This window comes from Lentzea sp. NPDC042327 (genome assembly GCF_040647275.1).
Taxonomy (GTDB): domain Bacteria; phylum Actinomycetota; class Actinomycetes; order Mycobacteriales; family Pseudonocardiaceae; genus Lentzea.
In genome coordinates this window covers 118,696-141,316 of record NZ_JBEZBX010000012.1, presented here as the reverse complement: position 1 = coordinate 141,316, position 22,621 = coordinate 118,696, and the positions used below count along the sequence as shown (strand labels likewise).

The window sequence follows — 22,621 nt, the reverse complement described above, 5'->3', positions numbered from 1 at the left end:
TTCCACTTTCTGAGCGGCGGACCTAGCGTGCCCCCATGGGGTACCGCTGGGTCGTGCTGTTCGTGGGGGCGTTGGCGCAGGGCACCAACGCGGCGGTCTTCCTCGGCCTCTCGGCCCTCAGCCCCCAGCTGCGCGACCACTTCGGCCTGACGTTGCCCCAGGTGGGGTTGCTGCTCGGCGCGGTCAACCTGGGCACGATGATCGCGCTGGTGCCGTGGGGCCTCTTCGCGGACAAGCGCGGCGAACGGCTCGCGATGACCATCGGGGGCGCCGGCGCCGCGGCCTGCCTGCTCGGGGTGGCGGTCGGCGACGCGTGGCTCGCGGGCGCGGCCCTGCTCGGCGCCGGGCTGTTCGGTGCCAGCGTGAACGCCGCCAGCGGCCGGGCGGTGATGTCCTGGTTCCCCAGCGGCCGGCGCGGGCTGGCGATGGGGGTGCGGCAGACGGCGACCCCGCTGGGCGCCGCGCTGACCGCCGCGTTCCTGCCCGGCATCGCGCTCGCCTCCGGCGTGCCGGTGGCGTTCGTCGTCCTGGCGTCGGTGACGGCGTTCGTGGCGCTCGCGGTGGCGTTGCTGGTCCGCGAACCACCGGGTGCCACCCGCGGCGGTGGCGCGCACGGGCTCGTGCTCCGGGACCCGCGGCTGATCCGGCTCACCGCGGCCAGCGGGCTCCTCGTCGTCCCCCAGTTCACCGCGGCGACGCTGCTGGTGCCGCTGCTGCACGAGCACCGCGGGCTGGCCGTCACGACCGCCGCCGTGGTGTTCGGCGTGGCGCAGGCGCTGGGTGGGGCCGGCCGGCTGGCGGCCGGGGTCTGGTCGGACCGGGTGGGCAGCCGCGTCGGGCCGCTGCGGGTGCTCGCCGTGGCGATGGCGGTGGGGTTCGTGCTGACCGCCGTGCTGGACCGGGCGCCGGTGCCGGTGCTCGTGGCGGTGCTGGTGCCGACCGCCGTGGTGGCGCTGGCGTGGAACGGGCTCGCCGTCACCGAGGCGGGCGAGCTCGCGCCGGAGGGCCGCAGCGCGACCGCGATCAGCATGCAGAACAGCGCGAACTACCTCAGCGCGACGGTCACGCCCGCCGTCTCGGCCTGGGTCGCGGTGCACGTGGGGTGGCCCGCGGCGATGCTGCTCGCGGCCGCGGCGTCGACCGCCGGGTGGGCGCTGCTTCAGCCGTGGCGTTCGCGGCGGGCCAGCTCGCCCCAGAACTCGCGCAGCGTCTCGTAGCGCAGCGCGACCTCCTCGGCGTCCCCGGTCTCCAGCGCGTCGACGACGGCGTTCACGTCGGCCGCGGAGGAGTCCTCCATCAGGTCCACGTCGTTCAGCAGCTGGACCAGGCCGCCGTAGTCGAGCTCGACCGCCGAGTGCGGGTGGAAGTGCTCCAGCCAGCGGCCGGTGTCGGCGAGGACCTTGGCCGGTCCGTCGTCACCCAGCGCGCTCTTCACGACCTTCAACGCCCGCGCGACCCGCCGGCGGGCGTCGGCCATGGCGACCCGCCAGGACACCTGCCGCTCCGGGTCGTCCTGGGCGCTCGCGAGCACCACCCGGCGCTGGGCCGGGTCGACGAGGGCGAACCACGGCAGCGGCACCGTCCACGTCGTGGAGATCACGTGCACGGCCCCGGCGGACAGCTCGGCCAGCACGGCGGACGCGCGCGACCGGACCGTCTCCGGTGCCGCGCCGAGCGCCGCGTCCTGCAGAACGGGCGGAGAAGAGGCCAGGAAGCCCACCAGGGCCGCCGCGGACCGGGCCCTGAGGTCCAGCGGGCAGACGAGGGGTCCCGGCCCGACACGCGCGGCGTCGGACGTCGGCACCTCGGCCGGGCTGATGGTCATCACGTCGAGGTCCGAACCGCCCGGGAGCAACTTCTTCGCCAACTGTGAGCGCAACCACAGCTCTCGCTCTCGGTCACCGACCTCCGCGCGGGCGACAGGGCCCCTGTCCAGGGCTTTTCGCACTTCATCGGCCAGCGGCGCGTCCAGAACCGATAACGGTTCGTACACCCTGAGGTAGGCGACGAACGGTCTGGGCACCTGTGCATCCTCCCACGCGGGGGCGGCTGGGAGATTTGGCGGTGCGTGTCACGCCTACCGCGTCGCGAGGAACCCCATCGGCACGGTACGGTAGTTACCAGGAACTAGTTGTCGAGACGAGTGGGGCCGCCGTTCCCCCGGCCGCCCCCGTCCCTGTGCGAGGGGGTCGAGCCATGGGGCGCGGCCGAGCGAAGGCCAAGCAGACGAAGGTCGCCAGGGAGCTCAAATACAGCTCTCATGAGACCGACTTCGCTGCGCTGCAGCGAGAGCTGTCTGGTGGCGAAACGTCGCCGAACGGGAGTGGTGGCGATGAGCGCCATGACGACCCGTACGACGACTACGACGACTACCGTCGCTGAATCAAGCCTGACGCGGTTCAAGGGTTGGGTGGCTGATCGAGGCCACCCAACCCTTGACCTCGTCAGGCCTGCTCAGAACGCCCTGGCGTACTGCCTCGGTGCTCGAACCTCCACACCCAGCTGCTGTGCCGCGTGCAGTGGCCAGTACGGGTCGCGGAGCAGCTCGCGTGCGAGCAGCACCAGGTCGGCGGCACCGTCGTTCAACACCTGTTCGGCCTGCTTCGCCTCGGTGATCAGGCCGACCGCACCCGTGGGCACGTCCGCCTTGCGCCGCACAGCCTCAGCCAGCGGCACCTGGTAGCCGGGCCCGACCGGGATCTCCGCCTGCGCCGTGTTGCCACCACTGGACACGTCGACCAGGTCGGCACCCGCGGCCTTGAGCGCCGTCGCCAGCACCACGCTGTCGTCGGCGGTCCAGCCGTCGTCGACCCAGTCGGTGCCGCTGATCCGCACGATCACCGGCACCTCCGGGCCGACGGCTGCCCGCACGGCGGCGGTGACCTCGACCGGAACGGCGATGCGTTCTTCCAGGCTGCCCTCGTTCGTCAGCGGCGAGTAGTACTGGTGCAGCAGGTAGCCGTGGGCGGCGTGGATCTCGAGCACCTCGAACCCGGCCGCGAGCGCCCGGATCGCCCCCTCGACGAACGCCTTGACGACCCCGGTGTGGTTCGTGATCTTCTCCGGCTGGTTGCCACCGGGGAACGGCTCGGTCGTGGGCGCCACCGGCACCCAGTCGCCGATCGCCTTGCGCCCGGCGTGCCCGAGCTGGATGCCGGGGACGCTGCCTTGCGCCTTGATGAAGCTCGTGATCCTGCGCCAGGCCGCGACCTGCTCGTCGTTCCAGATGCCGGTGTCCTGCGGTGAGATCCGGCCCTCCGGCACCACGGCCGTGGCCTCGGCGATCACCAGGCCGGCCCCGCCGACGGCGCGCGAGCCGAGGTGGACGAGGTGCCAGTCGGTCGGGACGCCGTCCTCCTGGTCCACCGAGTACTGGCACATCGGGCTGACCGCGATGCGGTTGGGCAGCGTGACGCCCCGCAGGGTAAGCGGGGAGAACAGCAAGCTCACGGGGGCTCCCTTGAACGTTCGTAGACCTAACTAAATGTTCAAGGGAGCCGCTCGGCGTGTTGTTCCCGGCAGCGGCGTCGTCTCAGTCACTGGGCGTGACGCTGAGACACCGAACCGGTCATCAGGTCAGATAGCGGACCTGCCTGGCCTTGCCCTCCAGCACGTCCTCCCGCGCCGCCGCGATCTCCGCCCGGTGCGAGGTCTCCGGCACCCCGACCTCCCACCACGCCCCGGCCTCCGTCCACGACGACGGGTGCGTGCGGATCACCACGACCGCGGGCCGCTGCTCGCCGACCGCCACCTCGCGCGCCTTGCGGTAGGCGCCGTCCAGCTCGTCCAGCGAGTCGACCGGGAACACCGCGCAGCCCATGGCCGCCGCGTGTGCCGCGAAGTCGGTGCGGGGCGGTGCGGCGTGGGTGGACCGGCAGTCGGCGTAGAGGTTGTTGAAGCCGGTGCCGCCCTGGCCGGTCTGCAGGCGGTGGATCACGGCGTAGCCGTCGTTGTCGCAGACCACGGCCACGAAGCCGTGGCCGGCGAAGGACGCGGAGAACAGCTCCGAGTTCAGCATCAGGTACGAGCCGTCGCCCAGCAGGGTCGTGACGACACCGGAGGTGTGGGCGATCGCGGCTCCCCAGGCGCCGGCCAGCTCGTAGCCCATGCAGGAGAAGCCGTACTCGACGTCCATGGTGGCCGCGCCGGTGGCGCGCCAGCCGCCGATCAGCTCGCCGGGCAGGCCACCGGACGCGGCCAGCACGTAGTCGGTCGGGCCGCTGGCCTCGTTCACCACGCCGACGACCTGGGCGTACGTGGGCAGGCCTGCCGACGGGGTGCGCAGCGCGGTGATGTGGGCGTCCCACTTCGCACGCTCCGAGGCCGCGCGCTGGGCCCACGAGGACGGGGCCTGCCAGGAACCGAGGACGTCGGTCAGCTCGCGCAGGCCCTCGTCGGCGTCGGCGACCAGGGCGGACGAGCCGTGCTTCACGGCGTCGAAGCGGGCCGTGTTGAGCGACACCAGCTTCACGTCCGGGGAGAACACGGTCCAGGACGCGGTCGTGAAGTCCTGCAGCCGGGTGCCCACCGCGAGCACCAGGTCGGCCTCGCCGGCCAGGACGTTCGCCGAGGTCGAGCCGGTGATGCCCAGGGGACCGGCGTGCAGGGGGTGGTCATGCGGGACCAGCGTGCGGCCCGCCGTGGTCTCGGTGACCGGGATGCCGTGCTGTTCGGCGAACCGCAGGGCGCGGCCGGCGGCACCGGAGTAGCGGACGCCGCCGCCCAGCACGAGCAGCGGGCGGGCCGACGAGCGGACCAGGTGAGCGGCGTCGGCCAGCGCGTGCAGGTCGGGGCGGGAGCGCACCAGGCGGTGGACGACCGGCTTGAACAGCGACTCCGGGAAGTCGAAGGACTCGGCCTGCACGTCCTGCGGCAGCGCCAGGGTCACCGGGCCGCAGTCCGCCGGGTCGGTCAGCACGCGGGCCACCTGCGGCAACGTCGACAGCAGCTGCTCGGGCCTGGTGATGCGGTCGAAGTAGCGGGAGACGGCGCGGAACGCGTCGTTCACGGTGGCCGTGGGGTCGTGGAAGTGCTCGACCTGCTGCAGCACCGGGTCCGGCGCGCGGCCGGTGAAGGTGTCGCCGGGCAGCAACAGCAGCGGCAGGCGGTTGGCGTGGGCGACGCCGGCCGCGGTGACCATGTTCAACGCGCCGGGGCCGATCGACGACGTGGCGACGCCGACCTGACGGCGGTGGGTGGCCTTGCCGATGCCCACGGCGGCCAGCGCCATGCCCTGCTCGGTGTGGCCGCGCCACACCGGAATCCGGTCGCGGACCTCCTCCAGCGCGGTGCCGACGCCGAGGACGTTGCCGTGACCGAAGATCGCGAACACGCCGGGGAACAGCGGTGCGCGGGTGCCGTCGAAGAGCTCTGTCTGCTGGGCGAGCATCCAGCGGACGAGCGCCTGTGCGGTCGTGAGCTTCACTTGGTCCGCCCCTCTGCGGTCGTGACCGGGCAGCGCGGGTCGAGCTCCTGCGCCGCCCAGCTGTCGCGGACCCAGGTGTGCGCCGGGTCGTCGCAGAACGCCATCGAGCGCTCGGCACCCGGCCCCGCCAGCACGTTCAGGTAGTACATCGGGTAACCGGGCGCGGCCACGCACGGGCCGTGGTAGCCGCGCGGGATCAGGAACACGTCGCCGTCGCGCACGGTCACGTCCTCGTCGATCGTGCCGTCGTCGGTGTACGTGCGGTGGAAGCCGAAACCGGTGCGCGACGGCGTGACGCCGTCCCGGTCGGCGATGCGGAAGTAGTAGACCTCCTCGTTCTCCACCTCGCACGGCGCGGAGGCGTCGTGCTTGTGCGGCGGGTACGAGGACCAGTTGCCGTCCGGGGTGATCAGCTCGCACGCGTTCAGCCTGTCCGCGTGGTCCCACACGCCCGGCACGCCGAAGTTCGTGACCTGGCGGGTGGCGTTGCCGGAGCCGCGCACCTCGACCGGAACACCTTCCGCCGGACCGTACTTCGGCGTCAGCCGGTTCTCGCAGCGCGCCATCGGCAGCGCGACCTCGCATCCGTCCACACTGGACAAGACGACCGTCGCGTCGCGTGGCACGTAGGCGAAGTCCGTGACGCGGGTGAAGACCGACTCGCGGCCCCGCAGCTCGAACCGCTCGCCGTCCACCTCGACCACGAGCGATCCGGCGAGCGGCAGCACGAACGCCTCGAACTCACCGGTCGCGACGGTGCGGGCGTGGCCGGCCTCGATCCGCAGCACCCGCAGACCGGTGTACGTCCAGCCCGCGTCCGCAGGCGCGAGCGAGACGACGTCGGACGGCGTCGAGAGCGTCCCGTGTGGACGGTGCAGGGTCATTCGGTGATCCCCTTCGCGGCGCGGAGGACTTCGGCGGCAGCGGCGACGGCGGCGGCCACGTCACCGTCCGGCGGGTAGAGCAGCGCGCGGCCGACGACCAGGCCCCGCACGGCGTCGTGGCGCAGCGAACGGCCCCACGACGCGAGGTCGTCCTCGGGGTTCGCGGACGGCACGCCGCCGAGCACCAGCGCGGGCAGCGCCGTCGTGTCCAGCACGACCTCGGGTTCGCCCGGCGCGGGCAGCTTGAGCCAGGTGTAGGCGGACGTCGAGCCCAGCCCCGCTGCCACGGCCGAAGCGCGCGACAGGGCGGCGGCGTCCTTCTGCAGCACCAGCTTGTCGTTGTGGTCGCGCTGGTACGGCAACGGTTCCACCATCGCCATCAGGCCGTGCTCGGCCAGTTCGGTGACGGCCCGCGCGCAGCCCTCCAGCGTCGGGATCGTGCCGGGGTCCGAGTCGACCAGGCGCAGCAGCATCTTGCCGCCGTCCAGGCCGAACGTCGCGATGGACGCCGCCGAGTACGCGGTGAACCGGTCGTCGATCTCCCAGTCGGCACCGGCGAGGCCACCGCGGTTCATCGACCCGATGACCACGCGTTCGTGCAGGCCGTCCAGCAGCAGCAGGTCCTCGATCACGTCCGGCGTGCCGAGCACGCCGTCGACGTCGGGGTTGGCCAGCGCCGTCAGCAGGCGCGCCAGCAACGAGCGCCGGTCCGCCATCGCCAGCGGGTCGCCGCCGACGCCGAGTGCACCGCGCGCCGGGTGGTCCGCCGCGACCAGGAACAGCGTGGACTTGCCGTTCAGCAACGTCTGCCTGCGCCTGCGCGACTGGTAGGCCCGCCGGATCGAACCGGGGTCCTCCGCGCGCCGCCACAGCAGTTCGCGCCACTGCCCATCAGTGATCACAGCAGTTCCTCGATCTCCTTCTCGTCCGGCATCGCGTCGGCGCAGGCCAGCCGGGACGCGACCAACGCGCCGGCCGCGTTGGCGTAGCGGGCGATCCGCACCGGGTCCCAACCGGACAGCAGGCCGTGCGCCAGCGACCCGCCGAACGCGTCACCGGCGCCGAGCCCGCAGACGACCTCGACGGGGTTCGGCGCGACCGTCCAGCGGCCCTCCGGCGTGGCGACGAGCACGCCGTCGGCACCCTTCTTGACCAGCACCAACGACAACCCGCGGGCCAGCAGCCGGTCAGCGGCCCCGTCCGGGTCGGACGTGCCGACGGCGACCTCGACCTCGGTCCGGTTGCCCACGGCGACCGTGACGTGGTCGAGCATCCAGCCGATCTCGGTGCGCGCGGTCTCGACGTCCGGCCAGAACATCGGCCGGTGGTCCAGGTCGAGCACGGTGTGCGTGCGCCGGCCGCGGTGCTCCAGCATCTTCCGCTGGGTCGCGCGGGCCGGTTCCGCGGAGACGCCGGTGCCGGTCACCCACAGCAGCGGCACGTCCCGCACGACGTCCCACGGCACGTCGGCGTCGGTCAGCGTCAGGTCCGGCGCGGTCGGCAGCCGGTAGAACAGCAGCGGCGGGTCGGCGGGCGGGTTCAGCTCGCAGAACACCACCGGCGTCAGCAGGTCCGGCGACGTGCCGACGTGTGCCGGCGACACCCCGAACCCCTCCAGTGCTCGCCGCACGTAGGTCCCGAAGCCGTCCGGGCCGACCTTGGTCAGCACACCGGCCCGGCGGCCGAGCCGTGCGGCGGCGACCGCGACGTTGGTCGCCGTGCCGCCGAGCGACTTGGCGAACGTGCTGACGTCGGCCAGCGGCACGCCCGACTGCTCGGGGTACAGGTCGACCCCGACCCGGCCGACGGTCAGCACCTCCAGCGACGTCACGCCTCCACACCCCGCAGCTCGTGCTCCAGGGCCTCCAGCTCGGCACCACCGGCCATCTGCTTCGTGAGCTCGTTGATGTCGATCTCGGACTTCTCGTACGAGCCGAGCGCACGGCCGCGCTTGAGCAGCAGGAACCGGTTGCCGACCGGGTAGGCGTGGTGCGGGTTGTGGGTGATCAGCACGACGCCGAGGCCGCGGTCACGGGCCTGGGCCACGTACTTCAGCACCACCCCGGCCTGCTTCACGCCGAGTGCCGCGGTCGGTTCGTCGAGGATCAGCACCTTGGCGCCGAAGTGCACGGCGCGGGCGATGGCGACGCACTGCCGTTCACCGCCGGACAGCGTGCCGACGGGCTGCTCGACGTCGCGGAGGTCGATGCCCATGTCGGACAACGCCTTCCTGGTGATCTCCCTGCCCTTCTTCCGGTCCAGGAACCCGAGCTTCGTCGTCGGTTCCGAGCCGAGGAAGAAGTTGCGCCACACCGACATCAGCGGCACGACCGCGAGGTCCTGGTACACGGTCGCGATGCCGTGGTCCAGCGCCTCTCGGGGCGAGGAGAAGCGGATCTCCTGCCCCTCGACCTTGAACGAGCCCCGGTCGTGCTGGTGCACACCGGCCAGGATCTTGATCAGCGTCGACTTGCCGGCGCCGTTGTCGCCGAGCACGCAGGTGACCTCACCGGCGTTGACCACGGTGGACACGTCGCTGAGCGCGATGACGCTGCCGTAGGTCTTGCCGATGTCCTCGGTCTCGATGAGTGGCGTCATCGCCGGACCCTCTCCGCTCGGCGGCGCAGCATGTTGTTCACCAGCACGGCGGCCAGCAGCATCACGCCGAGGAACAGCTGGAACCAGTCGCTGTTCCAGCCGGCGTAGACGATGCCCTGCCGGGCCATGCCGAAGATCAGCGCGCCGATCGCCGCGCCCACCGCGGAACCGAACCCGCCGGTCAGCAGGCAGCCGCCGATCACCGCCGCGATGATGTACTGGAACTCCAGGCCGATGCCCTGGTTGGCCTGCACGCTCGCGTACCGCAGGATGTTGATCGAGCCGACGAGCCACGCGGCGAACGCGGTCGTCATGAACAGCAGGATCTTCGACCGCACGACCGGCACGCCGACCGCGCGCGAGCTCTGCGCGGCACCGCCGACCGCGAAGATCCAGTTGCCGAACCGGGTGCGCATCAGCACGGTCGACGCGACAACGGTGAACAGCACCCACCAGATGATCGACACGTAGAAGCCGGTGCCCGCGACCTGGAACGTCGAGGCGAACAGGAACCCGGCCGACTCGTACCCGGCCGCCGAGCGCATGCCCGACACCTGCACGCTGCCCGTGACCAGGCGCGTGACGCCGAGGTTGAGGCCCTGCAACGCGAGGAAGCTGCCCAGCGTCACGATGAAGCTCGGCAGGCCCGTGCGCATCACGAGCCAGCCGTTCAGCGCGCCCACCGCCAGCGCGAAGGCGAGCGACACCAGCAGCGCCAGCCAGACGTTCAGTCCGAGCTGGGTGGCGAGGAGAGCCGTGACCAGCGCGGTGGACGCGGTCATGACGCCGGCGGACAGGTCGAACTCGCCGCCGATCATCAGCAACGCCACCGCGACCGCCATGATCCCGAGCATGGACGCGTCGTCCAGCCAGGTGGCGGCACCGCCGACGCTCAGGAACTGCTCGCTGACCACGGAGAAGAACACGAACACGAGCAGTGCGCCGAGCATGGCGCCGATCTCCGGCCGCTTGACCAGCTGGTCCATCGGCTTCGGCTTGCCCAGCCGTTCGTCGGCAGCCGGTGGAGCTGTGGCTGTCACGGTCATCTCCCCGCCTCCTCCTTACCTCTTGCCGTTCTTGGCGTACTCCGCGACCTTGTCCACGTTGGACTTGTCGACGAAGCCGGGGCCGGTGAGCACGGGCTTGCCGCCACCGAGGGTGTTGGCGTTGTCCTTGAACAGCTTCAGCATCACGACCGGCAGGTAGCCCTGCTGGTACTGCTGCTGGTCGACGGCGAAGAGCACCTCGCCCGCCTTGATCGCGGTGACCACGTCCGCGTTGAGGTCGAAGGTGGCGACCTGCGCCTTCGAGCTCGTGCCCTTGATGGCGGACGCGGCGTTCACGGCGACCTGCGGGTTGAGCGCGAGCACGCCGTCGACGGTGGTGTCGGACTGCAGCTTGGCCTTGATGCGGGCCTCGACGTCGGTCGGGTTGGAGATGTCGACCTGGAGGTTCTCCACCGCGCCGCCGAAGCCGGTGCGGGCACCGTCGCAGCGCTGGTTGAGGCCCGAGTTGCCGGCCTCGTGGATCACGCAGAGCAGCTTCGTCCGGCCGGCGGCCTTGAGCTTCTTGCCGGCTTCCTCACCCGCGATCGTCTCCTCCTGGCCGACGTGCGCCATGGCACCGAACTCCGTGCTCTTCGCGCTGCCGGAGTTGATCGTGATGACCGGGATGCCGGCCTTCACCGCGTTCTCGACGGAGGTCTTGAGCGCGTCCGGGTTCGCCATCGACACGACGATGCCGCCGACCTTCTGCGACACGGCGTTGTCGATCAGCTTGGCCTGGGCGCCGGGGTCGCCGTCGGAGTTGTAGGTGACGCCGACGCCGAGCTGCTTGCCCGCGTCCTCCGCGCCGACCTTCACGACGCTCCAGAACGCGTCACCCGCGGTGCCGTGCGTGATGACGGAGACCTTGAGGTCGCCCGACGCGGCGGCCGGGGCGTTGTCGCCCGTGTTCTGCGACTGCGTCCCCGTCGGGCCGCTGCACGCGGCCAGTAGAGCAACACCGGCGAGAGCGGCGCCCGCACGGATGACCAGACGAGACTTCATCGTCTCCCGTCCCTTCAGAGGATCTTGCTGAGGTGCGCGAGGCTGCGCGCGGTGTCCTGGAGCGGCTTGTCCACGGGACCTCCGTGCTTGAGCCGGGTGTCCTGCTCAAGCACGAACCAACCGGTGTAGCCCGCCTCCAGGACGGACTTCACCAGTGCTTCCACGTCCACGTCGCCGTCCCCGAGCGGCACGTAGATGCCCTGTTCCACGGCATCGGTGTAACTGAGCGCGCCGCTGCGCACCTTCGCCGCGATCTCGTCACGCACGTCCTTGAGGTGCACGTGACCGATCCGGTCCGGGTAGCGGCGCGCCAGCTCGACCGGGTCCGTGCCGCCGATGAGGAGGTGGCCGGTGTCCAGGCAGAGCTGGAGATCGGAGTCGGCGAGGAACCGGTCGACCTCCGCCTCCCGCTCGACGTGGGTGCCCACGTGCGGGTGCAGCACGGTCCGCAGTCCGTGCCCGGCGGCGATCTCGCGGATCTTCGCGCAGGTGCCGACGAGCGTGTCCCACTCGTCGGCGCTGAGCTCCGGCGTCTCGTCGTAGCCGTCGAGGCCGGTCGCGGCGGCGAGCACGAGCACCTCGGCGCCGCCGGCCGCCAGGATCGCGGCGACCCGGTCGGTCTCGTCCAGGGTGGACTGGGCGCCGGTGTGCAGCGGGACGGCCAGGAAGCCGCCGACGAGGCCGAGCTCGTGGCTCTTGAGCAGGGTCTTGAGCTGCTCGGTGTCGGCCGGGAGGTAGTCGGGCGGGCCGAGCTCGGTCGCGGTGAGGCCGAGCGAGCGCATCTCGCTCAGCACGGTCCCGGACGGGAGCACGTCACCCCAGCCCGGCACCTCGCACACGCCCCAGGAGATCGGTGCTCCGGCGATCTTCGCCATGTCCTCAGTTCCCCTCGATCCGCACCGGTGCGCCGCTGCGGCGCGACTGCTCACACGCTTCGGCCAGGCGAAGGCTGATCAAACTCTGCCCCGCCGGCGACGGGTTCGCGACCTCGCCCTTGATGACCTGCGTGAACAGCTTCATCTCGTTGACATAAGCACGGTGGAAGCGCTCGGGGAAGCCGGGGTAGGCGTCCGGTCCGGCCACGTGGCCGCCGGGCTCCAGCGAGTTCAGCGGGGTGCGCGGGTCGACACCCGCGACCAGCGAGTCCTTGCTGCCCAGCACCTCGATGCGGTGGTCGTAGCCGACCGGGTCGTGCCGCCCGCCGGCCAGCGTGGCGTGCGCACCACCGGCGAACTTCAGCAGCACGACCGCGTTGTCGACGTCGTCGGCGTCGGCGAACGCCTGGTGCACCAGGACAGACCCGCTCGCGTAGACCTCGACGACCGGCTCGCCGACCAGCCACGGCACGCAGTCCAGGTCGTGGATCAGCAGGTCGCGGAAGATGCCGCCGCTCGCGGGCAGGTAGGAGAAGTCAGGTGGGGTGGCGTCGTTGCCGACCGCCCTGACCAGGTAGACGTCACCCACCTCACCCGCGCGGATGCGGCGGTGCAGCTCGTAGATGGCCGGGTCGAACCGGCGCTGGAAGCCCACGAGGACCTCCACACCGGACTTCTCGACGTCCGCGACCAGCGCGCGCATCTCGGCGACGTCGCTCGCGATCGGCTTCTCGCACAACGTGGGAACGCCCTTGGCGATGGCCGCGCGCAGCATCTCGGGGTGCGTGTTCGTCGGGGTGGCGAGCAGGACGCCGTCGACGCTGCCCAGGAGCGTGTCGAGGTCGTCCACCGCCGTGGTCCCGGCGAGGCCCGCCGACGCCTGCGCTGCCCTGCCGGGCACCGGGTCGAAGAGGAGCACCTCGTCCACCCGATCCAGTGCGGCGAGGTTGGTCGCATGCATGGTGCCGATCCTGCCGACACCCGCTACTCCGATCCGCATCGCAGGTTTCCCCTGTTCATCGACCTGATGTGTTAGAGCGCTCTATTGGTTGGAGCGCTCTAATGCTGTAGCTTGCGTCACACGGGTGTCAAGGGTGCGTTTCCCGCCCGTGACGTGAGGGGAGGTGTTGCCGGTGGTCAGGCCGACGATGGAAGACGTCGCACTGCGCGCGGGCGTGTCCCGCGCCCTCGTGTCACTGGTGATGCGCAATTCACCCAAGGTGAGCGAGGCGCGACGCACCGCGGTGCTGAAGGCAGCGGAGGAGCTGGGGTACTCCCCGCACGCCATGGCGCGCTCGCTGGCCTCGCGCACCTCGACGGTGCTCGGCGTGATGGTGTCCGACCTGCACAACGCGTTCTTCGCCGAGGTCGTGGACGGCATCGACGAGGTGGCGCGCGAGCAGGGGTTCGACATCATCATCAACACCGGCGGCCGCTCACCCACCCGCGAGCGCAGGGCGCTGGAGTCGCTGCTGTCGTTCCGCCCCGGTGGCCTGGTCCTGCTGTCGCCGGTCGTGCCCGCGACGGCGATCTCCAAGGCGGCCGAACAACTCCCGGTCGTGCTCGTGGCCCGTTCGTCCCGCGCGTCCACTGTGGACACGGTGAACGACGACGGCGAGGTGGGCGCCCGGCTGGCCGTCGACCACCTGGTGTCGTTGGGGCACAGGCGGATCGCGCACCTGGACGGTGGCGAGGGCACCCAGGCGGGGCCCCGCCGGCGCGGGTACGTCGCCGCGATGGAGGCGCACGGGCTGGTGCCGCAGGTCGTGCCGTCCGAGTACACCGACGCGGCCGGCGCGCGGGCGATCCGTGGGCTGCTCGAAGAGGATGCCCTGCCCACGGCAGTCTTGTCGTGCAACGACTTCAACGCCGTCGGCGCGATCTCGGCTCTGGAGGACGCCGGGTTGCGCGTGCCTGCTGACGTTTCCGTTGTGGGGTACGACAACACGTCGCTGGCGGCGTTGCGGCACGTCTCGCTGACCACGATCGACCAGCCCCGCGCCGAGTTCGGCCGGTTGGCTGCTTCCGCGCTGCTGCAACGGGTTCGCGAAGGACGCACCGAACCCGTGCGCCATCTGCTGACCCCTTCCCTCGTAGTCCGGACCACGACCGCCCCACCAGGAGGCTTGCGTTGAGCACCATCCCCCACTGGATCGACGGCGCCCGCACCACCGGGGTGTCGTCCCGGACCTCCGACGTCTTCAACCCGGCCACCGGTGCGGTGTCGGCGCAGGTCGTGCTGGCCGAGCAGGCCGATGTCGACCTGGCGGTGTCGTCGTCGCTGAAGGCGGCGCAGTCGTGGTCGGAGTCGTCGCTGTCGACCCGCAGCAGGATTCTGTTCGCCTACCGGCACCTGCTGCACGAGGCGCGCGACGAGCTCGCGGCGATCATCACGGCCGAGCACGGCAAGGTGCTGTCGGACGCGGCCGGTGAGGTGCAGCGCGGGCTGGAGGTCGTCGAGTTCGCGTGCGGCATCCCGCAGCTGCTCAAGGGCGAGCACTCCGAGCAGGTCTCGCGCGGTGTGGACGCGTACTCGCTGCGGCAGCCGCTGGGCGTGGTCGCGGGCATCACGCCGTTCAACTTCCCGGTGATGGTGCCGATGTGGATGTTCCCCATCGCCATCGCGACCGGCAACACCTTCGTGCTGAAGCCGTCCGAGCGCGACCCGTCGGCGTCGGTGCGCCTGGCCGAGCTGTTCCAGGAGGCCGGCCTGCCCGACGGGGTACTGAACGTGCTGCAGGGCGACGCCTTCGCGGTCAACGCCCTGCTCGACCACCCGGACGTCGCGGCGGCCTCGTTCGTCGGCTCGACCCCGATCGCCCGGCACGTGTACGCGCGCGGCACGGCGGCCGGCAAGCGGGTGCAGGCGCTGGGCGGCGCGAAGAACCACATGGTCGTGCTGCCGGACGCGGACCTCGACGTGGCCGCCGACGCCGCCGTGTCCGCGGGCTACGGCTCCGCGGGCGAACGCTGCATGGCGATCTCGGTGGTCGTGGCGGTGGGCCCGGCAGGTGACGAGCTCGTGGCCAAGATCGCCTCGCGCACCCGCGACCTGCACCCGTCCGTGCTGCCGGGCACCGACCCGTCCGCGCAGATGGGCCCGCTGGTGACCGGCGCGCACCGGGACCGCGTCCGGTCCTACGTGGACGCGGGCGAGGTCGCGGGCGCGTCCCTGGTCGTGGACGGCCGCGGGCACGCACCCGAGGGCCACGAGGACGGCTTCTGGCTCGCGCCGACGCTGTTCGACCACGTCACCCCGGACATGAGCGTCTACACCGACGAGATCTTCGGGCCGGTCCTCGTCGTCGTGCGCGCGGAGACGTTCGAGGACGCGCTCGCGCTGGTCAACGCCAACCCGTACGGCAACGGCACCGCCATCTACACCGGTGACGGGCTGGCGGCGCGCGAGTACCAGCGGCGGGTGCAGGTCGGCATGGTCGGGATCAACGTCCCCATCCCCGTGCCGATGGCCTACTACTCGTTCGGCGGCTGGAAGGACTCGCTGTTCGGTGACACGCACGTGCACGGCGCCGAGGGCGTGCGGTTCTACACGCGGGCGAAGGCGATCACGGCCCGATGGCCGCAGCAGCACGGCGTGAACCTGGGCTTCCCCACGCACGGCTGACCCCGCCTTCACGGCACGCGGGGACCTTTCGTACCCCAGGAGGGTACGAAAGGTCCCCGCGTGCCCTCGGATGTGGCGGGTGGGGCGCGTGTGGGTGATCAGAGGGTGCGGCGCTGCTGGGCGTCGAGGCGCAGCCGGTCGGTCTGCCGGCCGATGGCGCTGATCTGGTCGGCGAGGCCAGGGTGGCCGTCGCGCAGGCCGGGACCGGCCTGGGTCAGCGGTTCGAGGAGCTGGGCGGCGTCGGTGTGGCCGAGGGCGTCCTGCACGCCCGCGTCGTGCGGGCCGACCTGAGCGGCGAGCACCCGCAGGACGGCGGCGTTCTCGCGGGCCCAGGCGGTGACGGCCTTGTCACCGGCGCGGCGGTCGCGTTCGGCCTGCACGCGCTCGTCGCCGGTGCCGGTGTCATCGGTGCGGCGCACGCGCAGGTAGCGGCGTTCGGCGGCCTGACGGCTGGCGACACCGAGTGCGGGAGCGAGGTCGGCCCAGCTGGTGCCCAGGGAGCGGGCGGCCTCGATGAGCTGCGGTTCGTAGTCGGAGAGCTCGTCGCGCAGCCGGCGCAGCAGCATCAGGGCTGACAGGACCTCGGTGGCGCTGCCCGGCCGGGCAGCGGTCGCGCGGACCGTCTCGTAGTCACTCGGCATGTCGTCCTCCTGATGACATCGGTGGCTTGTCATCGTCTCGACGACATGTTACAACAGTGGTGCAGCGCATTGACAGTCCACGAGGTGACAGGAGGTGTCAGATGTTGATGCGCACTGACCCGTTCCGCGAGCTCGACCGGCTGACGCAGCAGGTGTTCGGCGGACAGGGCACGTGGTCGCGGCCCTCGGCCATGCCGATGGACGCCTACCGCGACGGTGACCGGTTCGTCGTGTGCTTCGACCTGCCGGGTGTCTCGCCGGACGCGATCGAGCTCGACGTCGAGCGCAACGTGCTGACGGTCAAGGCCGAGCGCAGGCCGGTCGGCAAGGACGTCGAGATGCAGGTCTCGGAGCGGCCGCTGGGCGTGTTCTCGCGGCAGCTGTTCCTGGGCGACACGCTCGACACCGACCACATCGACGCGGGCTACGAGGCGGGTGTGCTGACGCTGCGGATCCCGATCGCCGAGCGCGCCAAGCCCCGCAAGATCGCGATCACCTCGGGTGACGAGTCCCCGAAGCAGATCGACGCGTGACCGTTCCCAGCGCGTGACGACTCACCGCGCGTGATGGTTCACACGGCGGGCGGCGGCCGACCGGGTGATCCCGGGTAGGCTTCCGCCCGCCATGAGACCCCAGCCCCAATGGGCGGCATTGGACGTCTACGCGTCCAACACCGACCTCTACGCCGATCCCCGACTGGTGGAACGGGTGGACTACCGGCGCCGTTTCAAGCGGCACCGTCCCCGCACGCAGTCGGTCGTCCTCGCCCCGCACGGCGGCGGCATCGAGGTCGGCACGTCCGAGCTGTGCCTCGCGATCGCCGGCTACCACCCCTCGACGCGGGTGCCCATCGGGCAGACCCACGACTACTGGATGTTCGAGGGCCTGCGCTCGGTCGCCAACGACGAGCTGCACGTGACCTCGTCGCACTGCGACGACCGGGTGGCGCGCACGCTGGTGTCGGGTGCGGCGCACGCACTGGGCCTGCACGGGTGCACCGCGGCGGCGGCGGGCCTGGAGGACCACGACCGGGCGGTGCTGGTCGGCGGCCGCGACGCCCTGCTGCGCGCGGAGCTGCTGACCCGGTTGCGCCGTGCCGGGTTCCACACGGTCGACGCCGCCGACCACCCGATCCTCGGTGGCGGCGACCGGGCGAACATCGCCAACCGCACCCGGTCGCGCCGGGGCGGGCAGCTGGAGCTCACCACTCCCCTGCGCGGCGCCATGTTCGCCGAGAACTCCCGCTCCGACCGCCGGCACACCACGACCGAGGTGTTCTGGGACTTCGTGCACGCCTGCCGCGCGGCTCTCGCGGCCCGCGAGGCCTTGAACAACTGACCGGTGTCGGTGCCGGCCGCGGTGGGTACCGCCTGTCGGTGGAGGCGACACGGGAGGTTCACGGCATGCGGCTCACCTCGGTCACGGTCGGCTGTGCGCGGCCGCGGGAGCTGGCGGAGTTCTACGCGCGGCTGCTGGGCGCGGACGTGGCGGAGGCGGAACCGCGGTGGGCGCTGGTGCGCACGCCGGACGGCCTGGCGGTGAACTTCGAGCTGGAGCGCGAGTTCACGCCGCCGGTGTGGCCGAGCACGCGCTCGGGGCAGAACGCGACGCAGCACCTCGACATCGAGGTGGAGGACCTGGAGGCGGCCACCGGGCACGCGCTGGCGTGCGGGGCGGTGCTGGCCCCGGTGCAGCCGCAGCCCGGCGTGCGGGTGCTGTTCGACCCGGACGGGCACCCGTTCTGCCTGTTCACCTGAGCGGGCCGCCACGGCGGTGGCGGCCCGGCCCCGTGGTCGTGTCCTAGAGGTACTTCTTGAGCTCCCGCTTGGCCAGCGACATGCGGTGGACCTCGTCGGGGCCGTCGGCCAGGCGCAGCGTGCGGGTGGCCGCCCACAGCTCCGCGAGCGGGAAGTCCTGGCTGACACCACCGCCACCGTGGGCCTGGATGGCCTTGTCGATGACCCACTCGGCCATGGCCGGGACGCCGATCTTGATCGACTGGATCTCGGTGTGGGCGCCCTTGTTGCCCACGGTGTCCATGAGCCACGCGGTCTTGAGCACGAGCAGGCGGGCCTGTTCGATGCGGACGCGGGACTCGGCGATCCACTCCTGCAGCACGCCCTGGGTGGCGATGGGACGGCCGAACGCGACGCGGGACACGGCGCGGCGGCACATCAGCTCCAGGGCGCGTTCGGCCATGCCGATCAGGCGCATGCAGTGGTGGATGCGGCCGGGGCCCAGGCGGGCCTGCGCGATGGCGAAGCCCTCGCCCTCCCCCGCGATCAGGTTCGCCGCCGGCACGCGGACGTCGGTGAACTCGATCTCGGCGTGGCCGCCGTGTGCGTGGTCGCCGTAGCCGAAGACGTGCAGGGCGCGCTTGACGGTGACGCCGGGGGTGTCGCGCGGGACGAGGATCATGGCCTGCTGGCGGTGGCGTTCGGCGTCGGGGTCGGTCTTGCCCATGACGATGAAGATCGCGCAGTTGGGGTTCATCGCCCCTGACGACCACCACTTGGTGCCGTTGATGACGTAGTCGTCGCCGTCGCGTTCGATGCGGGTGGCGATGTTGGTGGCGTCGGAGGAGGCCACGTCGGGTTCGGTCATGCAGAACGCGGAGCGGATCTCGCCGTCGAGCAGCGGTTGCAGCCACTGCTTCTTCTGCTCGTCGGTGCCGAACATGGCGAGGACTTCCATGTTGCCGGTGTCCGGGGCGGCGCAGTTGAGGGCCTCGGGGGCGAGGTGGGGGCTGCGGCCGGTGATCTCGGCGAGCGGCGCGTACTGCAGGTTCGTCAGGCCGCCGCCGTGCTCGGGGTCGGGCAGGAAGAGGTTCCACAGGCCCTGGCGGCGGGCCTCGGCCTTGAGCTCCTCCAGGACCGGCTGGCGCTGCCACGGGTCCTCGGCGTCGTGCAGCTGCTGCTCCAGCACGGCCTCGGCGGGGTAGACGTGGGAGTCCATGAACGCGAGGAGCCGGGTGCGCAGTTCCTCGGTCTTGGCGTCGTAGGCGAAGTCCATGTCAGAGCTCCTTGTGGGCGGCGGCGAGTCCTTGGCGGACGAGGGGGACGGTGAAGGCGCCGAGCTTGTCGAAGCCCGCGCCGACGGTCTTGCCGCTGGCGAAGCGGAAGTGGATGCCCTCGACGATGACGGCGAGCTTGAAGTAGCCGAAGGCGATGTACCAGCCCAGGCCGGAGGTGTCGGTGCCGGTGCGGGCGGTGTAGCGGGCGACGAGCTCGTCGGCGGTGAGGAAACCCGGCAGGGACGTGACGCCGCCGGTGATGGGGTCGGCGCCCTTGCCGGGGTCCGCGCCCAGGCCTGCCCAGTAGACGTAGAGCAGGCCGAGGTCGGCCAGCGGGTCGCCGAGGGTGGCCATCTCCCAGTCCAGGACGGCGCTGATGGCGAGCGGGTCGCGGGTGACCAGCGCGTTGTCGAGGCGGTAGTCGCCGTGGATGATCGTCGCGCGCCCGGAGGCGGGGACGGTGGCGGCGAGCTTGTCGCGCAGCTCGTCGATGCCGGGCAGGTCGCGGCTGCGGGAGGCGTCGAGCTGCTTGCCCCAGCGGGTGACCTGGCGGGTGAGGAACCCGTCGGGGCGGCCGAAGCCGGCCAGGCCCACCGAGGCGGGGTCGACCGCGTGCAGGTCGGCGAGCACGTCGACGAGGCGCTGCGACAACGCGCGGGCGTCCTCGGGGGTCAGCCACGGGCACTGGGAGCGTTCGCGCAGGGCGGCACCGGGCATCTCGTCCATCAGGTAGAAGGGCGCGCCGATGACCGACGGGTCCTCCACGAGTCGGTGGGTGCCGGGCACGGGCACCGCGGTGCCGGCCAGGGCGGAGATGACGCGGAACTCGCGGGCCATGTCGTGGGCGGTGGCCAGCACGTGACCCAGCGGCGGGCGGCGCAGGACCCAGGTGCGGGTGCCGTCGCCGACGCGGTAGGTGAGGTTGGAACGGCCGCCGCGGAACAGCTCACCGGTGAGCGGGCCCGTGCCCAGGTGGGTGGCCAGGGCACGCAGGTCGAGGCCGGGCAACTCCGAACCGGGCAGCTCCGAGCCGGGCTGGTCCGGGGCAGGGCGGTCGGTCACGGGTTCACTCACAGGGTCACTCCGAGGGTGGCGAGGTGGGCGCGGGTGGCATCGGCGGTGGTGTGGCGGAAGGCGTGCATGCCGATCGCCTGGGCGGCCTCGACGTTGACGGGCGCGTCGTCGAAGAACACGGCACGCCCGGCGGGCACGCCGATCTGCTCCAGGGTGTGGTGGTAGATGCGCCGGTCGGGTTTGCGCAGGCCGACGCGGCCGCTGATGACGACGGTCTCGAACAGCTCGACGAGCAGGTCTGCGGGATAGCCCTCGCCCCAGCTGTTGGACAGCAGCGCGGTGTGCAGGCCGGCGGCGCGGGCCTTGCGGACCAGCTCGACCATCGCCGGGTCGGGGGTGGCGCCGCCGAACATGCGCCGCAGCAGCCCCTTGCCGGGGATCGGGTCACCGCCGGTGGTGATGAGCTCGGCGGCCAGCAGCCGTTCGAACTCCGCCACGGTCAGCTCGCCGGTCTCCAGCAGGTGCACCGGGTTGCCGGGACGGGCCTCCCGGCCCAGCCAGTCGCGCATGATGCGGCCGTAGACGTCGCGGTCCACGGCCTCGGCGTGCATCCACTGACCGACGAACTCGGGCACGGAGACGGTCATGACCCCGCCCCAGTCGAAGACCAGCGCGTCGACCGACGGGCTGTCGGGAAGTGTCGTGTCACCCACGGACCGGAGGGTACCGACCGGTCGGTATGTCGGCAACCGGGCGACCGCCTTCGGATGACGGGGACGGCAACCTCCGGCGGTATCGGCCCCGTGGCGGCCTCGCTACGTTCGGTGGCGGACTGAGGGGGTTCCATGAGACGCAAGCCGATGAGGTCCGTGCTGTCCGCGACGCTGACCGCGGTGCTCGCCACGGCGGTGGTGACGGCCCCGGCGGCCGCCGGGAACGGGGCCGGGGACGGCCGGGTGGTGCGCACCGACAAGGGCCTGGTGGCCGGGACGGTGGCCGAGGGGTACCGGACGTTCGGCGCCATCCCGTTCGCGGCGCCGCCGGTGGGCGCGAACCGGTGGCGCGACCCGCAGCCGGCCGCGGCGTGGCGCGGGGTGCGGGACGCGACGGTGCCGAGCCCGAAGTGCGCTCAGCTGCCGCAGCTGGGCCAGCCGGGCTCGCAGACCGAGGACTGCCTGTACCTCAACGTCACCGCACCCACCGGCCCGGCACGGCCGCGACCGGTGATGGTGTGGGTCCACGGCGGCGGGTTCACCGCGGGGGCGGCGTCGGACTACGACGCGCGCCGGCTCGCGACCCGCACCGGCGCGGTCGTGGTGACGGTGAACTACCGGCTCGGGGTGTTCGGGTTCTTCGGGCTGCCCGGCCTCGCCGGGTCGGGTGCGTTCGGGCTGGCCGACCAGCAGGCGGCGCTGCGGTGGGTGCAGCGCAACGCGCGGGCCTTCGGCGGCGACGCGGGCAACGTGACGGTGTTCGGCGAGTCCGCCGGTGGGTTGAGCGTGTGTGCGCTGCTGGCATCGCCGCGGGCGGCGGGGTTGTTCGACAAGGCGATCATCCAGTCCGGTCCGTGCGGGCTGACGACACCGGGCGGGCAGCCGGGGGTGTTCTCGACGCTGTGGCGCGAGCGGGCGGCGGTCGAGCAGACCGGCGCGCAGGCCGCCGCGGGGCTGGGGTGCGCGGACGTGGCGTGCCTGCGGGCGTTGCCGGTGACCGCGCTGCTCGGTGTGCACACCGCGTTCGGCACCCCCGCGCACGGCACGGCGGTGCTGCCGGTCGACCCGGTGGTGGCGCAGCGCACGGGCCGGATGCACCACGTGCCCACCCTGGTGGGCTCCACGCACGACGAGGCGACGCTGTTCGCGGCGTTGCTCTTCCCGCAGCCCATCCCGACCGCAGCCTACCGGCAGGCGCTGGCCGGGCTGTACGCGGCCGAGGACGTGGACCGGGTGCTGGCCCGCTACCCCGCCGACGGCAACGGCGACGTGCGCGACGAGCTGGCCCGGCTGATGACCGACCAGTCGTGGGCGTGCACGGTGGCCGACGCGCGCCGGGAGCTGGGCCGCCACCAGCGGGTGTCGGGCTACGAGTTCGCGGACGCGGGCGTGCCGCTGCTGTTCCCGGACCTGCCGCCGTTCCCCGGTGGGTACAGGGCCTACCACGCCTCCGAGCTGCTGATGCTGTTCGACTTCCCCGGCGTGGTGCTCACCCCGGCCCAACGCGCGGTGTCGGACTACATGATCACGGCGTGGGGCCGGTTCGCCCGCACCGGCGAGCCCGGCTGGCGGGCCGCGGTGCAGTCGCTGGCTCCGGGCGCCATCGGCCCCACCGACTTCGCCCGCGACCACCGGTGCGGGTTCTGGGCCCAGCTCTGAGACCGGGAACGGGCGCGGCCCGCCCCGGCCCTGCTGGTGACGCTGCGTCACCGGAAGGGCCAGGGTGGCCGTGGGCGTGCAATTTGCATGTGCCTGCCGCGGGGGTCGTCGCGTTCGGCGGCGCGG

23 protein-coding genes are annotated in these 22,621 nt (G+C 72.0%); 8 read left to right on the top strand and 15 right to left on the bottom strand.

All coding sequences use genetic code 11. The features are described from left to right. The first annotated feature begins 35 nt into the window (after positions 1-35). Positions 36-1,217, top strand: a complete 1,182-nt coding sequence (locus AB0A63_RS28250; protein ID WP_360396748.1) for an MFS transporter — start codon at positions 36-38, stop codon at positions 1,215-1,217. Here AB0A63_RS28250 and AB0A63_RS28245 read toward each other — a convergent pair. After that, positions 1,160-2,023 carry a hypothetical protein gene (locus AB0A63_RS28245; protein ID WP_360396746.1) on the bottom strand — a complete coding sequence of 288 codons (864 nt, stop codon included), beginning with the start codon at positions 2,021-2,023 and terminating at the stop codon, positions 1,160-1,162. The two genes, AB0A63_RS28250 and AB0A63_RS28245, sit on opposite strands and share 58 nt — an antisense overlap. Positions 2,024-2,196: 173 nt before the next feature. On the opposite strand from AB0A63_RS28245, the gene AB0A63_RS28240 reads away from it, so the two are divergent. Next, positions 2,197-2,382 (top strand): DUF3073 domain-containing protein, encoded by a 186-nt coding sequence (locus tag AB0A63_RS28240; protein ID WP_360396744.1) that lies wholly within the window; start codon positions 2,197-2,199, stop codon positions 2,380-2,382. 72 nt (positions 2,383-2,454) lie between these two features. Here AB0A63_RS28240 and AB0A63_RS28235 read toward each other — a convergent pair whose 3' ends face one another. The 10 genes from AB0A63_RS28235 to AB0A63_RS28190 form a co-directional block, all read right to left on the bottom strand. Next, entirely contained in the window at positions 2,455-3,450 is a 996-nt protein-coding gene (locus tag AB0A63_RS28235; RefSeq protein ID WP_360396742.1) for an NADH:flavin oxidoreductase/NADH oxidase, read from the bottom strand. 121 nt (positions 3,451-3,571) lie between these two features. Further along, positions 3,572-5,425 (bottom strand): 3D-(3,5/4)-trihydroxycyclohexane-1,2-dione acylhydrolase (decyclizing), encoded by a 1,854-nt coding sequence (gene iolD, locus AB0A63_RS28230; RefSeq protein WP_360396740.1) that lies wholly within the window; start codon positions 5,423-5,425, stop codon positions 3,572-3,574. Next, on the bottom strand, positions 5,422-6,309 hold the full coding sequence (gene iolB, locus AB0A63_RS28225) for a 5-deoxy-glucuronate isomerase (protein ID WP_360396738.1): 888 nt from the start codon (positions 6,307-6,309) through the stop codon (positions 5,422-5,424). The genes iolD and iolB overlap by 4 nt, the downstream gene beginning before the upstream one ends. Further along, positions 6,306-7,211 (bottom strand): aldolase, encoded by a 906-nt coding sequence (locus AB0A63_RS28220; protein WP_360396736.1) that lies wholly within the window; start codon positions 7,209-7,211, stop codon positions 6,306-6,308. The genes iolB and AB0A63_RS28220 overlap by 4 nt, the downstream gene beginning before the upstream one ends. Further along, positions 7,208-8,140, bottom strand: coding sequence for a 5-dehydro-2-deoxygluconokinase (iolC, locus tag AB0A63_RS28215; RefSeq protein WP_360396734.1), 933 nt, complete (start codon positions 8,138-8,140; stop codon positions 7,208-7,210). The genes AB0A63_RS28220 and iolC overlap by 4 nt, the downstream gene beginning before the upstream one ends. Continuing rightward, entirely contained in the window at positions 8,137-8,907 is a 771-nt protein-coding gene (locus tag AB0A63_RS28210) for an ATP-binding cassette domain-containing protein (RefSeq protein ID WP_360396733.1), read from the bottom strand. Before AB0A63_RS28210 ends, iolC begins: the two co-directional genes overlap by 4 nt. After that, positions 8,904-9,953, bottom strand: coding sequence for an ABC transporter permease (locus AB0A63_RS28205; protein ID WP_360396731.1), 1,050 nt, complete (start codon positions 9,951-9,953; stop codon positions 8,904-8,906). The genes AB0A63_RS28210 and AB0A63_RS28205 overlap by 4 nt, the downstream gene beginning before the upstream one ends. Before the next feature lie 15 nt (positions 9,954-9,968). Continuing rightward, positions 9,969-10,955 carry a sugar ABC transporter substrate-binding protein gene (locus AB0A63_RS28200; protein WP_360396729.1) on the bottom strand — a complete coding sequence of 329 codons (987 nt, stop codon included), beginning with the start codon at positions 10,953-10,955 and terminating at the stop codon, positions 9,969-9,971. A gap of 14 nt (positions 10,956-10,969) precedes the next feature. Beyond that, positions 10,970-11,830 carry a TIM barrel protein gene (locus AB0A63_RS28195; protein WP_360396727.1) on the bottom strand — a complete coding sequence of 287 codons (861 nt, stop codon included), beginning with the start codon at positions 11,828-11,830 and terminating at the stop codon, positions 10,970-10,972. Between the two features lie 4 nt (positions 11,831-11,834). Then, entirely contained in the window at positions 11,835-12,830 is a 996-nt protein-coding gene (locus AB0A63_RS28190) for a Gfo/Idh/MocA family oxidoreductase (protein WP_360396725.1), read from the bottom strand. Between the two features lie 133 nt (positions 12,831-12,963). Between AB0A63_RS28190 and AB0A63_RS28185 the strand changes: the two genes are divergently transcribed. Continuing rightward, on the top strand, positions 12,964-13,965 hold the full coding sequence (locus AB0A63_RS28185) for a LacI family DNA-binding transcriptional regulator (protein ID WP_360396723.1): 1,002 nt from the start codon (positions 12,964-12,966) through the stop codon (positions 13,963-13,965). Continuing rightward, positions 13,962-15,455, top strand: coding sequence for a CoA-acylating methylmalonate-semialdehyde dehydrogenase (locus AB0A63_RS28180; protein ID WP_360396721.1), 1,494 nt, complete (start codon positions 13,962-13,964; stop codon positions 15,453-15,455). Before AB0A63_RS28185 ends, AB0A63_RS28180 begins: the two co-directional genes overlap by 4 nt. A 98-nt stretch (positions 15,456-15,553) precedes the next feature. Here AB0A63_RS28180 and AB0A63_RS28175 read toward each other — a convergent pair whose 3' ends face one another. Further along, the gene (locus tag AB0A63_RS28175) at positions 15,554-16,096 is read right to left on the bottom strand and encodes an HSP18 transcriptional regulator (RefSeq protein ID WP_360396719.1); all 543 of its coding nucleotides are present in this window, start codon (positions 16,094-16,096) and stop codon (positions 15,554-15,556) included. A 101-nt stretch (positions 16,097-16,197) separates the two neighbouring features. Between AB0A63_RS28175 and AB0A63_RS28170 the strand changes: the two genes are divergently transcribed. From AB0A63_RS28170 to AB0A63_RS28160, 3 genes are all read left to right on the top strand, one after another. Then, positions 16,198-16,629: an Hsp20 family protein gene (locus AB0A63_RS28170; RefSeq protein ID WP_360396717.1), complete on the top strand. Its 432-nt coding sequence runs from the start codon at positions 16,198-16,200 to the stop codon at positions 16,627-16,629. 91 nt (positions 16,630-16,720) lie between these two features. Continuing rightward, positions 16,721-17,434, top strand: a complete 714-nt coding sequence (locus tag AB0A63_RS28165; protein WP_360396716.1) for a poly-gamma-glutamate hydrolase family protein — start codon at positions 16,721-16,723, stop codon at positions 17,432-17,434. Positions 17,435-17,499: 65 nt separating this feature from the next. Beyond that, complete coding sequence (locus AB0A63_RS28160; protein WP_360396714.1) at positions 17,500-17,853, top strand: VOC family protein; 354 nt, start codon at positions 17,500-17,502, stop codon at positions 17,851-17,853. Positions 17,854-17,896: 43 nt separating this feature from the next. Here the strand turns inward: AB0A63_RS28160 and AB0A63_RS28155 are convergent, their stop codons facing one another. Genes AB0A63_RS28155 through AB0A63_RS28145 form a run of 3 tightly spaced genes read right to left on the bottom strand, consistent with a single transcriptional unit; the run spans position 17,897 to position 20,836 of the window. Further along, positions 17,897-19,108, bottom strand: coding sequence for an acyl-CoA dehydrogenase family protein (locus AB0A63_RS28155; RefSeq protein ID WP_360396712.1), 1,212 nt, complete (start codon positions 19,106-19,108; stop codon positions 17,897-17,899). 1 nt (position 19,109) lies between these two features. After that, positions 19,110-20,132: a phosphotransferase family protein gene (locus tag AB0A63_RS28150; protein ID WP_360396886.1), complete on the bottom strand. Its 1,023-nt coding sequence runs from the start codon at positions 20,130-20,132 to the stop codon at positions 19,110-19,112. Between the two features lie 47 nt (positions 20,133-20,179). After that, a complete protein-coding gene (locus tag AB0A63_RS28145) occupies positions 20,180-20,836 on the bottom strand; it encodes an HAD family phosphatase (protein WP_360396710.1) in 657 nt (218 codons plus the stop codon). Between the two features lie 132 nt (positions 20,837-20,968). Between AB0A63_RS28145 and AB0A63_RS28140 the strand changes: the two genes are divergently transcribed. After that, positions 20,969-22,495: a carboxylesterase family protein gene (locus AB0A63_RS28140; RefSeq protein ID WP_360396708.1), complete on the top strand. Its 1,527-nt coding sequence runs from the start codon at positions 20,969-20,971 to the stop codon at positions 22,493-22,495. Positions 22,496-22,621: the final 126 nt, after the last annotated feature.